Source organism: Thermanaerothrix daxensis (assembly GCF_001306145.1).
Classification (GTDB): Bacteria; Chloroflexota; Anaerolineae; order Anaerolineales; family Anaerolineaceae; genus Thermanaerothrix; species Thermanaerothrix daxensis.
Genome location: NZ_LGKO01000004.1, coordinates 20784 through 34565, shown reverse-complemented (window position 1 = coordinate 34565; position 13782 = coordinate 20784). Strand labels below are relative to the sequence as shown.

13 protein-coding genes and 1 tRNA gene are annotated in these 13782 nt (G+C 51.0%); 2 read left to right on the top strand and 12 right to left on the bottom strand.

Annotated features, from left to right (window positions below; genetic code table 11):
• Positions 1-9 precede the first annotated feature (9 nt).
• Positions 10-675: a class II aldolase/adducin family protein gene (locus SE15_RS07290; protein WP_054521468.1), complete on the top strand. Its 666-nt coding sequence runs from the start codon at positions 10-12 to the stop codon at positions 673-675.
• A gap of 9 nt (positions 676-684) precedes the next feature.
• Here SE15_RS07290 and SE15_RS14345 read toward each other — a convergent pair whose 3' ends face one another.
• From SE15_RS14345 to SE15_RS07260, 6 genes are all read right to left on the bottom strand, one after another.
• Complete coding sequence (locus SE15_RS14345) at positions 685-1494, bottom strand: hypothetical protein (protein WP_152965570.1); 810 nt, start codon at positions 1492-1494, stop codon at positions 685-687.
• Between the two features lie 202 nt (positions 1495-1696).
• Positions 1697-1769, bottom strand: a tRNA-Asp gene (locus SE15_RS07280).
• 620 nt (positions 1770-2389) lie between these two features.
• On the bottom strand, positions 2390-3484 hold the full coding sequence (locus tag SE15_RS07275; RefSeq protein ID WP_054521466.1) for a glycerol dehydrogenase: 1095 nt from the start codon (positions 3482-3484) through the stop codon (positions 2390-2392).
• A 144-nt stretch (positions 3485-3628) separates the two neighbouring features.
• Positions 3629-4486: a hypothetical protein gene (locus tag SE15_RS07270; RefSeq protein ID WP_054521465.1), complete on the bottom strand. Its 858-nt coding sequence runs from the start codon at positions 4484-4486 to the stop codon at positions 3629-3631.
• Between the two features lie 63 nt (positions 4487-4549).
• Positions 4550-5203 carry a response regulator gene (locus SE15_RS07265; RefSeq protein WP_054521464.1) on the bottom strand — a complete coding sequence of 218 codons (654 nt, stop codon included), beginning with the start codon at positions 5201-5203 and terminating at the stop codon, positions 4550-4552.
• On the bottom strand, positions 5172-6392 hold the full coding sequence (locus SE15_RS07260) for a sensor histidine kinase (protein WP_054521463.1): 1221 nt from the start codon (positions 6390-6392) through the stop codon (positions 5172-5174). The genes SE15_RS07265 and SE15_RS07260 overlap by 32 nt, the downstream gene beginning before the upstream one ends.
• A gap of 152 nt (positions 6393-6544) precedes the next feature.
• Here SE15_RS07260 and SE15_RS07255 point away from each other — a divergent pair, with 152 nt between their 5' ends.
• Positions 6545-8035: a B12-binding domain-containing radical SAM protein gene (locus tag SE15_RS07255; protein WP_054521462.1), complete on the top strand. Its 1491-nt coding sequence runs from the start codon at positions 6545-6547 to the stop codon at positions 8033-8035.
• 5 nt (positions 8036-8040) lie between these two features.
• Here the strand turns inward: SE15_RS07255 and SE15_RS07250 are convergent, their stop codons facing one another.
• The 6 genes from SE15_RS07250 to aroC all read right to left on the bottom strand — a co-directional run bounded on the left by SE15_RS07250 (position 8041) and on the right by aroC (position 13779).
• Positions 8041-9291, bottom strand: a complete 1251-nt coding sequence (locus SE15_RS07250) for a glycosyltransferase family 4 protein (protein ID WP_054521461.1) — start codon at positions 9289-9291, stop codon at positions 8041-8043.
• A gap of 132 nt (positions 9292-9423) precedes the next feature.
• On the bottom strand, positions 9424-10263 hold the full coding sequence (pheA, locus tag SE15_RS07245; RefSeq protein WP_054521460.1) for a prephenate dehydratase: 840 nt from the start codon (positions 10261-10263) through the stop codon (positions 9424-9426).
• A gap of 23 nt (positions 10264-10286) precedes the next feature.
• Positions 10287-10586, bottom strand: coding sequence for a YciI family protein (locus tag SE15_RS07240; protein WP_054521459.1), 300 nt, complete (start codon positions 10584-10586; stop codon positions 10287-10289).
• Between the two features lie 22 nt (positions 10587-10608).
• The gene (gene aroQ, locus SE15_RS07235) at positions 10609-11082 is read right to left on the bottom strand and encodes a type II 3-dehydroquinate dehydratase (protein ID WP_054521458.1); all 474 of its coding nucleotides are present in this window, start codon (positions 11080-11082) and stop codon (positions 10609-10611) included.
• Complete coding sequence (aroB, locus tag SE15_RS07230; RefSeq protein ID WP_054521457.1) at positions 11072-12673, bottom strand: 3-dehydroquinate synthase; 1602 nt, start codon at positions 12671-12673, stop codon at positions 11072-11074. Before aroB ends, aroQ begins: the two co-directional genes overlap by 11 nt.
• Positions 12670-13779 carry a chorismate synthase gene (gene aroC, locus SE15_RS07225; RefSeq protein WP_054521456.1) on the bottom strand — a complete coding sequence of 370 codons (1110 nt, stop codon included), beginning with the start codon at positions 13777-13779 and terminating at the stop codon, positions 12670-12672. Before aroC ends, aroB begins: the two co-directional genes overlap by 4 nt.
• Positions 13780-13782 lie beyond the last annotated feature (3 nt).

Genomic DNA, 13782 nt, shown 5'->3' with positions numbered 1-13782 from the left:
GTGGTTGTTATGCTCCTGAAAGATTTGCGTGAACAAATTGTAATAATCGGTAATCGTATGGCTGCTGATGGCCTGGCACACACTGGCCAAGGCAACATCAGCGCCATGGACCCGGAAAGTGGACTGATCGCCATTACCCCAAGCGCCATTCCTTATCACCTGCGTACTCCGGAGGACATTGTAGTAATTGACCTGAATCGAAAGATCCTAGAGGGGAAATGGCAACCCACCAGCGAGATTGCCCTACACCTGCGGTTTTACCAAACGCGCCCGGATGTTAAAGCCGTGATCCATACCCATGCCCCTTACGCATCAGTGTTTGGAATCGTTCATGAACCAATTCCAATGGTATTAATCGAGTCGGCTACTGCTCTTTCAGGGCCTGTCCCGGTGGCGCCATATGCCCGGCCTGGTTCTGAGGAGGTGGCTGAAGTGACCCAGAAAGCAATGGGCGAAAGTGGGGTGGCTTGCGTCATGGCTAATCATGGATTAGTTACTGTGGGAACTAACCTGGAGCAGGCTTATGGCGCTACCCTTGCTGCCGAGACTTCGGCACGTCTGGTAATTCTTGCCCGTGCAATGGGAGGACAGGTGAAAACCCTTGACGAAGCCGAATGCAAGGCTTTGCATGAGTCTTATCTCTCGCGTTATGGTCCCAAGCCCATTTCTCGTTAGATTGTGCTTTTATGGAGAAGGCCAGGGAATAGGGGTGGGGTGGGAATATCCGTGCTTTTCAACTGTGTAAAGCACACCCCCCGAAGGCTGGGAGCAGCCGGGTTCATCGGTGAAGGTATAACTTGTTTGATATTGATCTGACAATGCCACCGGCCACCAGATCAGATTGCCTTGCTGGCAGATGAACACATCCAGCATGTAGCCTCGATCATCGTCTTCTGTCATTGCCACCCGGCTCCATGATACTGTAACCTGGTTTCCTTCGCGGACAGCCCGCACTTCTCCTGGGGGACCGTACAGCACACTCGGTCCTGGCAGACGTGGTTCGGTGTAATAGATACGAGTAATATCCCCAACCACTTCTACTACCGAGGGAGCCACCCAGCAGAAATAATTTAACTTGTCAAATTTCACATACAACCAGGCGCTATACCGGTATCTACCCCGTACCGTTCCATGATCGCCGGGGTATAGGTCGGCTGCATGAAGAAACGCCCGTGCTGGACCGTAACGGCAATGAGCCTGAACCTTAACCGTGACCTCAGGGAAAGCAAAGGTGGGGGTAAAAGTGATGGTTGGTGTTGAGGTAATTGTAGGAGTGGAGGTAGTAGTTGGTGTACGCGTATGGGTGGGGATTTTGGTAGGTGTTAGGGTGAGTGTAATTGTCGGTGAGGGTGAGAGAGTTAATGAAGGAGTGGACCTAAGAGAGGTGCTTATTGCTCCCTCTGGCGAAGGATGGGGTAAACCAAGATGCGAACAAGCAGTCAAAAGCAGGAAGCTCAGGAACACCCATACTATGTTAATGGGGGGTTTAATCATGTTATGTCCCTCTGATCCACAACTTAGAGGATTTTACTCATTTTACCCTGTAAACCGGTCTGATGACCGAGAGGCGATTGTTTTTTGGATAAAATGACCCTGAAACTTATCTTTGATTTGTATTCGTGGGTGTTGGTAATAATACGGTTCCAGGAGAAAATCAAAAACCGGGCTTGACTACCCGGTTTTTGATCATTCGCAGCGGGAGCGACGGGATTCGAACCCGCGATCTCGGCCTTGACAGGGCCGCATGTTAACCGCTACACCACGCCCCCAACCGTGCGATAGTTTATCATGCTCTAGAAGGATCGTCAAGGTTTCGCTTCTCTATTCAATCCTGCGGTTTTTGGGTATGGTGATATGATGTTTGCCTATTTTTTGCCGCGGTTAGAGTGGGCAGATTATAGTAGTGTGATTTGATTGCCAAAGTGCAGGCGGGGCCTTATTTGCTGTCTGAACCAGTGCTTTCCAGATGCGCTCGCCGAATTTGTCACACTGGCCAAATATCTTAAAAGCCATCAGTATCTGGCACGCATGGCAATGCGTGAGCGATATTGAGATTGTATTTTATGAGCACAATCGTACGAAAATGTTGGAGGGAAGGTGCGGGTGGTTCGTGTGTCCTTCCCTTGGGGTAACGCTCGGAATCGTTGCATGTGGAAGGGGCACTCGTGAGGGAAAAAGCCTCTCCGAGGTTGTGCACCAACTCCTGGACGAATACTTTGCCTGGCAGGATCCTCGGGTACAGGAAGATAACCTCAACAGACACAGAGGCGATGCCATTTGCCCTGCGCTGGGCGGATCGGTTGGAACAGAATACAAAACTACTACGAAATGAGTTTGCCCCATCCGAATATAGTGCGGATGGGGCATAAAAGGCGTAATCGGAACAGAATCACTTCCCTTTGCGACGCCGGCCTTCTGCGTCTGCGGCTTTCAGTGCCATGAAGACCTTTTGGGGAGTTACCTCGCCCAGTTCGTTGTGAATGGTTTCACCTGGTGCGCAGGCTTTTTCGGCGGCACGCATTAGATCTTCATCACTAACCTCAGTTAGTCCAATTTCGCCGAGAGTGGTGGGAAGACCTACGGCTTCGCAGAATGAGTAGACCTCGTTGATAACGGCAGGGCTCTTGCCGGTCAGGAAAAGAGATGCCAATGTTCCAATGGCGACTTTTTCGCCGTGATAGTAATGGTGGGTGGGTGCCAGAGCGGTTAAGCCGTTGTGGATGGCATGGGCAGCTGCAAGACCGCCGGATTCGAACCCCAGTCCACTCAACAGCGTGTTGGCTTCGACAACTTTTTCAAAGGCGGGGGTGACTACGCCAGCCTGATTGGCGGTTACGGCCTCGACGCCGTAGGTCAGCAGGGTTTCATAGCAGAGACGAGCCAGTGCGTAGGCCGTCATTGAGCCGAGCCGTCCGGTCATATTGGGCGCCTGTTTGATCTGGCAGGATTCAGCCTCAAACCAGGTTGCTAAAGCGTCTCCCATACCGCTGATCAAAAAGCGTGCTGGTGCCTGTACGATGATGCGCGTGTCTACCAGAACCACGTCTGGGTTTTTAGGGAGGAAAAGATAGCGCTTAAACTGACCATCGGGAGTATAGATGACCGAAAGCGCGCTGCAAGGTGCATCGGTGGAGGCAATAGTGGGAACGATGATTACCGGCAGTTTTATAGCGTGCGCTACAGCCTTGGCGGTATCCAGTGTTTTCCCGCCACCGATTCCGATCACAAATTCCACGCCGCCGGTTCTCCCAATCTGCACTAACCGTTCAATTTCTTCATCGGAGCATTCACCCCCGAAAGGCTCGACAAGAGGGGTAATTGTTTCCTGCAAAGTTGGGAGCAAGTCAGGGAGAATTCGTGTGTGGACAAAGGGATCTGCCAGTAGCAAAGCCCGAGTCCCAAAACGGGCACCTTCCTCGCCCAAGTACTTCAAGGCGTTGTAACCCTGTACATAGCGCCCTGGGAAAATGGTTGTGGTGATCATAGTGTATACCTCCAATTCAACTTACAGTATTTAATAGTGATAATTTTCACAAACCTATTGTAGCATATTGTTCAAAATTTCACAATGTTGTTTTGGGGTCGAATGTCACTGTTGTGGAGGAAGATTGTCTTAACTGACAGGAGATTAACGCCGGACGCCGTAGCGCATTAGCAGGAGATAGAGCCCAAAAACGATTATCACAATGGAGCCCATGTTGCTGAGAACGGTGGGGGCAGCGGCCGGGTTACCGGCAATATAAAGGGCTAAGCCGGCAACCCCGATTACTCCAGCGGGGATCAATGGCCACCAGACAACCCGATGCATGATCATTCGGGCGGTCAGGGTAATCAACATCCATCCGAGAGCAAACCATAGGAGGAACAGCCCGATAGCAGTAAGGGGCTGGGCGGTGGAAAGATGGCCGAGGAGTGCAGAGAAACCCGGGCCAAGTCCCAGTAGAAGCCCACCTGGGATCAGCCACCCAATGAGACGCTTTCGAACACCAATGACGGTGAAAATTGTTCCAGCGGCAAGGAAAATCAGGAATGCAAAATCCTTTAACCTAGCAGGGGTGTAGAGGAGAACGTATGAGCCCGCTGCCCCCAAGACAGCGGGGATGAGTGCCCATTCTGCGGGATGTGAGAAAAACCACGGCGTAAGGATGGCAATAATCAGACAACTGGCACCCATTCCGGTGATAAGGATGCCGATTTTTTGGGCAAACGTAGGAGCAAAGGAAGGCAGAAACAAAGCCAGACAGGCGCTTCCAAAGCCTGCCAAAAGGACTCCGGTGATCCAGAAGGATAACCGCCGTGCCCACAGTCCCCAACCGCTGATCAGAAACCCGGCGACTAGGAATGAAAACACGCGGAGATGCCCTGGCCAGAGAAAGGGATCGGCAAGAACCAAAAAACCGGCAATGATGAGCGTTGCTCCGATCGCTGTATGCCAGGGAGGCGGAGGGTGAATGCGCTTAGTTATAGAGGACTTGGTCTCGCTCATGATTATTACTGATTAGTAGTATACAAAGGGCAAACTCAACAAAGATATTCCTGTGGGCACATTCTAGGGTAATAAGCCCAGTTCACGTCCTCGAATAACGGCTTGAAGGCGATCTTTAACGTTCAATTTAGAGAGGATGTTAGAAAGGTGGTTCTTGACCGTTCCTTCAGAAATGAACAGGCGTTCTGCGATCTCTTTGTTGGAGATACCAGTGGCTACTAGACGGAGCACTTCGATTTCGCGTGGCGAGAGAATCTTTTCCGCCTCGGGGGAACGGGGAACGGCGCGGGGTAGGCGCGAGAATTCCGCCACGACCTTGGCGGTTATTGAAGGTTGAAGAAAATACTCCCCACGTGCAGCAGCACGAATGGCTTCAAAAAGTTTTTCCGAAGAGACATCCTTGAGAAGGTAACCAATTGCCCCGGCCCGCAATCCCTCGAAGACATCCTCGTCGTCATCGAATGTTGTAAGGACCAGAATGTGGCATTCGGGTAGCAGGTTGTGGATGCGTTGAGTGGCCTGGACTCCATCAAGAATCGGCATGCGCAAGTCCATTAAGATCACCTGAGGGTGTAGTTGATGGGCCAGTCGTATGGCTTCTTCACCATTGCTGGCTTCCCCAATTACCTCAAATTCTGGCCGGGAGTTTAACAGCGTTTTCAAGCCCTCACGGAAAAGGGCCTGATCATCCACCAGCAGTATCTTTATTTTGCTCATATTCCACCTGTTTAGGTAGGATCATTCGTATTTGAAAACCCTGACCAGGGCTGGAGTGAATTTCCAGATGACCCTTGAGTTGGGAGACGCGCTCGCGCATCCCAAGCAGCCCAAACCCATCCTGTGTTGATCCCATTCCGCCTATGCCATTGTCCTGAATGGTCAGTACAACCTCAGAGGGGGCTTCAAAGTCCAGGCTCACACGGATCTCTGAAGCGTGGGCATGTTTGAGCGTGTTATTTAAGCCCTCTTGGACTGCTCGAAGTAGTGTCAAGGCCACCTGAGGAGGAAGTGGCTGCGGGTTGCCTTGGACCTTCAATGAGGCTTTAATCCCTGCTGCTGAACCGGCTTCCAAAATTTGCTGAAGTTGTGAAATCAGAGGACCTTCGGCGAGCGGTGCACGCAGCGCTGCTACGGATTGGCGAACGTCATGCAAAGCCTGCTGAGTAAGCGTTTCAGCTTTTCCCAACAAAGTAACCGCCTGTTGAGGATCTTGATCCAGTATTGCGCGAGCAGCGCGAATCTGAATATTAATCGCGGTGAGATGATGCCCAAGACCATCATGTATCTCTCGGGCTAAACGATTACGCTCGCGGGTGATGGCCAATTCTTCTGCTTGAACAGCGTGCTCCCGTAGTTTCTGGTTTGCGGCTTCGAGATTTTTGAGCAGTTGTTGCACTTCTCGACGCGCATTTTCTTCGTTCAGCGCCATTTGAGTGAAGACCAGGATGAAAATCTGGCCAGCCAGGAAGACCGGGGTATTGGCCCATGCAGTCTGCCAGCCACCACCTACTATGATGGTGAGTAGCGCATAACCTGCCAGAAGAAGGCCATTGACAATTTGGCGTTCCATACCTTGTAACAGGATGACACTGTGTCCCACCAGGGGAAGAAGAGCGAGAAAATCGAAACCACTCTGACCATCCAGGAAAACCAGGCTCATACCTAGTGGAATCTGGATCAGAAAATACAGGATTCGATAGAGAGGGGCTGAACGGGTCAGTACGGCCTGGTAACCATAAATTCCGATGGTCAGATAAATTACGCCAATGAACAGAGTGGCGGCCAGGAGGGGAATGGATATGTCCTGAATGGTGCTTAAGGTGGTGAAGAAGGCCGCCAGCACCATCACCGAGAAGGCCAGATGAACACCGCTGGCAGTAAAAATGGAACGTTGGGATTCACTCATTGTGACCTTTATTATAAAACGTATGCTCCTTAGGTCCCTACATATGCATGAATTGAGTATGTGGGTATGACCATAGCCACATCCCATGATAAGAAGTAATGTTTACACTTCAGAACAAGAAATCCTATCAATTTCCAGGGAGAGAACGCTTAATGAGAACCCTTCTAGTTTATCCGGAATTTCCGGATACGTTTTGGAGTTTTAAGCACGCTTTGCGCTTTATTGGGAAAAAAGCCTCGTCGCCGCCACTGGGTCTGCTGACCATAGCCGCTATGTTACCCCCGGAGTGGCCAAAGCGTCTGGTAGATATGAATGTTGAATCGCTTCGCGATGAAGATATCAACTGGGCAGACCTGGTCATGATTTCGGCCATGGTGGTACAGCGTTCCTCAGCGCGTGAAGTGATACAACGCTGCAAAACGGCGGGAAAACGAGTGGTGGCTGGCGGCCCATTGTTCTCGGCTGAGTGGGCTAAATTCCCTGAGGTGGATCACTTGGTTCTGGGGGAGGGAGAGGTTACCTTACCCCGCTTCCTGGATGATCTGGGACGAGGGCAACCTCAATCTATTTATCCGGCCCAAGAATATGCGGATCTGAAAACCACCCCCGTGCCTCTCTGGGGGTTGGCTAAGGTGAGTGCTTATGACTCGCTGAGCATCCAATACTCACGTGGTTGCCCATACCATTGTGAATTTTGTAATGTGACGGCGCTTTTTGGTCATCGGCCACGCACTAAAAGCGCTGACCAGATTATTGCAGAATTGGATGCCATGTACTATGGGGTGGGCTGGCGACGTAATATCTTTTTTGTGGATGATAATTTCATCGGTAACCGGCGTCAAATCAAAGACGAGATTTTACCGGCTTTGATTGACTGGCGCCGAGGAAAAAGAGGTTGTTCTTTCATCACCGAGGCCTCGATTAACCTGGCTGACGATCCAGAGCTCATGAGCATGATGCGTGAAGCAGGTTTTGTTTCAGTCTTTGTTGGGATAGAAACTCCGGAAGAAGAGAGCCTTTTGGAATCTCATAAAACCCAAAATGTGCGTCGTGATTTGCTGGAGAGTGTGCGCCGTTTGCAACGGTTCGGTTTGCAGGTGATGGGGGGATTTATTGTTGGCTTTGACAATGACCCTCCCACCATATTTCAGCGCCAAATCGAATTCATTCAACGCAGTGGAATTGTCACGGCGATGGTGGGTTTATTGCAAGCCCCATATGGTACTCCTTTGTACGAACGTTTAGCAGCAGAGGGGCGGCTATTGGATGAGATGAGCGGTGATAATACCGATGGAAATACGAACATTATCCCCAAAATGGGGTTGCAAGCACTACGTGAGGGTTATCAACGCATCCTGCGCGAAATTTACAGTCCACAGGGTTTTTACGAACGCGTAAAGAACTTTTTAGATCATTACGAACCGCCACGAATCCGTGTGCCCATTCAGAAAGATGAGTTGGCGGCCTTTTTCAAAGCGGTGTGGGAACTAGGAATCTTAGGAGAAGAACGGCGGGAATTTTGGGCGTTGTTAATCCGGACACTTCTTAAATATCCCAAGAAGTTTGTGCATGCGGTGACCCTGGCGGTGTATGGTTTTCACTTTCGTCAGGTGGCTCGAGCGAGTGAGCAAGGTATGGGATGAACTTCTTAGGTGGACCAGGAAAGCAAAATATCGCGTAAGCGGTGTTCCAAGACGCTGAAGGAATAGTATTTGAGACCTAGTCGGTAATTATGCTCGGCCATTTCCTCTGCCAGACCGGGTTGGGTGAGCACTTCCTGTGTCTTTTTAACGGTATCACCGGTGATAAATCCATCGAACTCAATCGTGCGGAACCCCTTGGGCTTAATATCGAAGGCATAAATGGAGTAATTGTTGACCACAATAGGGCGGCGAAAATAAACGGCTTCCAAAAAGGCGTTCCCGAACCCCTCAAAGGTAGAAGGATAGGTTACCAAATCGGCTTGTGGATAGACATCCCAAAGGGCATAGATCTTGTGTCCGTCGGGAGTTTGTCCGCGCTGTTCTCGGATGATGTCCGACACAAAATTGACTGGCACCCTTAGTGTGTCGGCTAACCATCGGATGTGTTGTTCGTATTCGTGGCCTTCATCACCGCTTGCATGTGAAATGATCAGGCGCGCTTTTAAGCCCAACCGATGGATTAACTCAACAGCATGTTCAATACCCTTGCGCTGTACAACGCGAGTGGGTTGGAGAATGAAATATTCGTCTTCTGCGATGCCCAGGTCTCCTTTAAGGGACTTCGCATAGCCATTATCCGCTCTAGGAAGGGGGTTTTCGAAATCCATTACGTTAGGGATCAGCACTGAAGCAATCCCCGTACGATGGGCCAACTGGTGGGCTGCAGATGAGTTAATGACAATGTGGCGGATAAAGGGAAGATTGGGGGGGAAGGCCTGGTTTAAGTAATCCCACACGCAATTAACCATGAATCGGGTACGCTCCCAGAAAAAATCATGGTGATGGGCTAGTGTGGGAATGCCGGTTTCGGCGATAAACTCGCACAGCGCTAAACCCAGGGGGAGGTTGAGGGGTATGGTAAGAGCGTTTTCAACCACCAGGGCTTCGATCCCAAATTGCGAGACAAAACGCTGGAGGTGAATCTTCAGATGTTGCTTAAGACGCAAAATTGCTTCTGTAAGTGAAGGTGGCCGAATGCGTTGCCCAAAGGCTACTCTGTTGATCTGAATAATCTCGGGATGATGAAAGGAGGCTTCCGGAATCAGGTAGGTCACTTCGGGTGGACGGTTGGACTCACCAGCAAAATAGAAACAGGAATATCCTAATCGCTCAAGTACAACGGCCCACTTTTCGCTTTCCAGCGAGACGCCATCTGTGCCTGCAAAACGAGTAGAAACAAAACCCAAATTACGCATGGCGTGGAATCCCTGTTATCAGAAGCACGTAATCATCTTTAGCGTAAGAGTGAAAATACATTGGTCATTTGTTGCTTAATTGGTTGCTTAAATTGTAATACCCGAGCGCATTAGGAATAAGATTCAAAAGCCCTAAGATGATGGCAGGGGGTGAAAAGGATAGCAACCCAGAATGCGAAGCATCGGTGCAAACTCTTTTAGGTTTTCTAGAGCGCGGTGTACTACTTGATCAGCCAGTGACCCGAAGAAATCCACGTAGAAAAGGTACTCTCCCGGCTTGCCCACTAAAGGGCGAGATTCGATCTTTGCTAGATCAATTTCGCGCAAGGCGAACACGCTGAGAGCGCGAAAAAGAGCCCCTGGACGGTTGTTCAAAGTGAATACAATCGAGGTTTTGGATTGGCTGGGGGGTGGGGCTACTGCTTCGCGGCTCAATATTAAAAAGCGTGTGAAATTTGCCGCGTGATCTTCGATCCCTTCAGCCAAAATGCTCATTTGGTAAACCTCAGCGGCACGCCGGGAAGCAATGGCGGCCACTGTGGGGTCAGGGTGTTCCCGTAAAAGGCGGACTGCTCCCGCAGTGTCATATACGGGTTCTGTGCGTGAAATTCCCATACGTTGGAGGGTTTCGCGACATTGGGCCAAGGCCTGAGGATGGCTGATCACTTTTTGTAGATTCTCGATTTTTGCGCCTGGCCAACCAATAAGGCAATGCCGTATCCTGAGATAATATTCCCCAGCGATGTGCAGGGCATGGGAAAGGAGCAAATCATAATTCTGATGTACACTTCCGGCAAGTGAGTTTTCAATTGGAATGATACCCCACTCTGCTTTGCCCTGTTCGACGGCCTCAAAAACAGCCTCAAATGTGTCACAGGGTAGGGTTTGAATGTGAGATCCAAAGTACTCCAGAGCGGCGCTTTCTGAGAAAGCCCCATGCTCGCCCTGGAAGGCTATTGTCTTTACAGGCATATTAAGTTGTCCTCTCTAAAAAGTTATTCCTTTGTAATCCACTCATCCAGGAAGGGTTGGTACTTGACCGGATCAAACTCCAAGAACCGATAACTGGCCATGTGATGGAGTGCGTAAGGGTCACGTGAGAAGTAATTCCGCAGGAGCTCTTCTCTTTCGGCACGGGCGATGACAATCCCGCCAATGCGCGGGTTCATGGGACCCGACATCAATAACCAACCTCGGTCGTAGCCTTCCTGCAAGAAGGCGCGATGTTGCGGCACAATGGGAGCGATTTCCTCAAATGGGCGAGTGTAAGTGATTTCTACAAGAAAATGTTTCATTGGGTTACCTCCGTTGAGCTAATCAGGATGAGGTGAAATCTGCACGTTCAGATAGGATGTCCAGCAGGGCCATGAGACCGTAAAGATACGAACGCCAGCCCAGCCCGCTTATCTGCCCCAGACATACCGGAGCCAGCAGGGAGGAGTGTCGGAAGGGTTCTCGCGCATATATATTCGAGAGGTGGACCTCAATGGCGGGTTTCCCAATGGCTGCTAGGGTATCGCGGATGGCAACACTGGTATGGGTGTAACCACCTGCGTTAATGAGGATCCCATCTAGCCAATCCATTTCAGCAATTAACCGATCAATGATGTCGCCCTCGGAGTTGCTTTGAAAGATGTGTAGCAGCCCTCCATGATTATTCGCATAGGCAATAAGAGCTTCATTGACTTGTTCAAGAGACTTTTTTCCATACACAGAAGGCTCACGTTGTCCTAACAGACCAAGATTAGGACCGTGGATGACTAAAATATGGAACCGGGATTCACGACTCATAGGCTACCTCGCGGAGCGTTTCAATGGCTCGTATGATACTGGGGGCGTCAATATCTGATACCAGGATCACTTTACCAATCTGGTTGGGAAGGGGCCATTGCAATTTACCACGTTTATGCTTTTTGTCATGTTGGATCATCTCAAGCAAAGTCTCATTTTCTAAGAGAGGGTGATAAAGTGGGAGAGACCACTTTCTTAGGACTTTATGAATCCGACTAACAACTTCAGGTGAGGTCACTCCCAGTTGTTGTGCTAGCAGGGCTTCAGCAGCCATTCCTATGCTGACGGCTTCACCATGGCGGATTGTATAGTTGCTTAGTGTCTCTAGAGCGTGGCCAATGGTGTGTCCCAGATTAAGAATCGCTCTCAGATCCTGTTCATAGGGGTCTGCCTGCACGACGCGGGCTTTGACAAGAATTGCTTGGGCCAGCACCTCTTTATTGAGCGCCACATTGGTAGGACCTGCTTCAAGCAGCGTAAAAAGGGAGGAATCTCCGATGACCCCATGTTTGATGACCTCGGCTATCCCCGACCGCAGCTCGTCCGGAGGGAGCGTGGATAAGTAAGTGGGATCCACCAGGATTGCCAGGGGTTGCTTGAACGTTCCGATCAGGTTTTTACCACGGGGCAGATCCAGACCGGTTTTTCCCCCAATGCTGGCATCCACCATGGCGAGGAGCGAAGTCGGGATATGGATGATGGGTAATCCTCGCATGTAGGTAGAAGCGACGAACCCGGCAAGATCTCCAATCACTCCACCTCCTAAGGCAATGATCAGGTTGCCGCGATCCACTCTGGCTTCCAACAACTGATTATATAGGGTAAGCACAGTATCAAGGGTCTTGTAGGCTTCTCCATCAGGGATGCTAATGAGCGTAGCGGGATACCCATCTGCCTGAAGGTGGGTCATAAGAGCAGGTGCGTGCAGTGAAGCGATGGTTTCGTTTGAAATTAGAGCCACCCGGGTTCCGGGTGAAACCCGGTGGGATTGCAGGATCGTCCCAATCAACTCTGAAAGAGCTTCGCCGATCAGGATTTTATAACGGCCACCGGGATACTCAACTTCCATGGTCAGAATCTCGGCTATCCGGATAATGCTTTCGGCAACTTGGTCAGGGGTTTTTCGGGATGTGTCCAACTGCCAGAAAATCTCTGCATAAGTTTTTTGACGTTCTTCCCACAAAGTTTGCAGCGCTCCTTCAGGGTGCTCGGTGTTAAGCAGTGGACGTTCTGCAATCTCTCCAGCCCGGAGACGTTCTTTTAGTACCTCAGGTCTGCAGGTCAGGCAAACGACAACACCGGCCTGCTCGCAGAGTAAGCGGTTGGACGGACTCAACAAGGTACCACCGCCAGTTGCCAGGACGACATTTTCGTTTTTCAATTCGAGGATCTGGCGTAATAGTCGGGATTCGAGCCTGCGGAAAGCCGGTTCTCCCTCCTGGGCAAAAATCTCAGCGATGCTGCGCTGCGCCCGACGAGAAATTTCTTCGTCTAGATCCACAAATGGTATTCCAAGTCGTTCGGCGACCATCTTCCCAGTCGTGGTCTTACCGGTTCCCATGAACCCGGTGAGGATAATACGCCGATTCATCGCCGCATTTCCTCCAGGCTGTCGCCTCCCAGTTTTTCGACCAGCGCCTCGGCGAGGACCCAAGCTAACATGGCTTCGCCGATCACCGAGGCGGCAGGGACGGCACAAATATCTGAGCGCTGATAGATCGGAGTTGCAGCATGCAGGTTGACTATGTCTACCGACTGATGAGGTGTGCCGGTCGTAGCAATTGGCTTCATCGCAGCTCTGACTACGATGGGATTGCCGTTGCTCATACCACCTTCAATACCTCCGGCACGGTTGGTCGTGCGGATCACGGTTTGATTTTCACTGAGGTATAGATCGTCATGAACTTGAGTGCCCGGCAGTCCGGCATTCTCAAAGGCGGGGCCAATCTCGATTCCCTTGATGGCCTGGATGGACATAATGGCCGCCGCAATTCGGGCATCAAGCCTCCGATCCCAGTGCACGTGCGAGCCGAGTCCAATGGGTACGTTGAGAGCTTGGACTTCGAAGATCCCTCCTAAGGTATCCCGAGCCCGGCGTGCTTCATCAATGGCATTTTTCATGCGTTCGCTGTCTTCTGGGCTGGGGCAGCGCACTTCGCTAGCCTCTGCGGCTTTCCATAATTCCGGGTAGGAGTGGGGCGGGATATTGGCCACCACAGAACCTATCTGGCAAACATAACTCCCGATGGTTATGCCGAATTGTGCCAACAGTTGTTTAGCAATAGCACCGATGGCCACCCGTGCTGCAGTTTCTCTGGCGCTGGCGCGCTCCAGAATCGGGCGAGCATCCAGAAGACGGTACTTCACCATTCCGGCATAGTCGGCGTGTCCTGGACGTGGCACGGTTAGTGGCTCCAAAAGATTCTGCTCCCATTTTTCTTTCCAATTAGCCCAATCGCGATTCTCAATTCGAAGCGCTACAGGTGCCCCAGTGGTTACCCCCCTTATGACCCCACTCAAGACCTCTACCCGATCCTGCTCGATTTTCATGCGATGGCTTCGTCCATATCCCTGTTGGCGGCGCCACAATTCACGATCTATTGCTTCCACATTGAGGGGCAAACCGGCGGGTAATCCTTCGATGATGGCCAGCAAGCAGGGTCCGTGCGACTCACCGGCGGTCAGAAAGCGCAACATCTC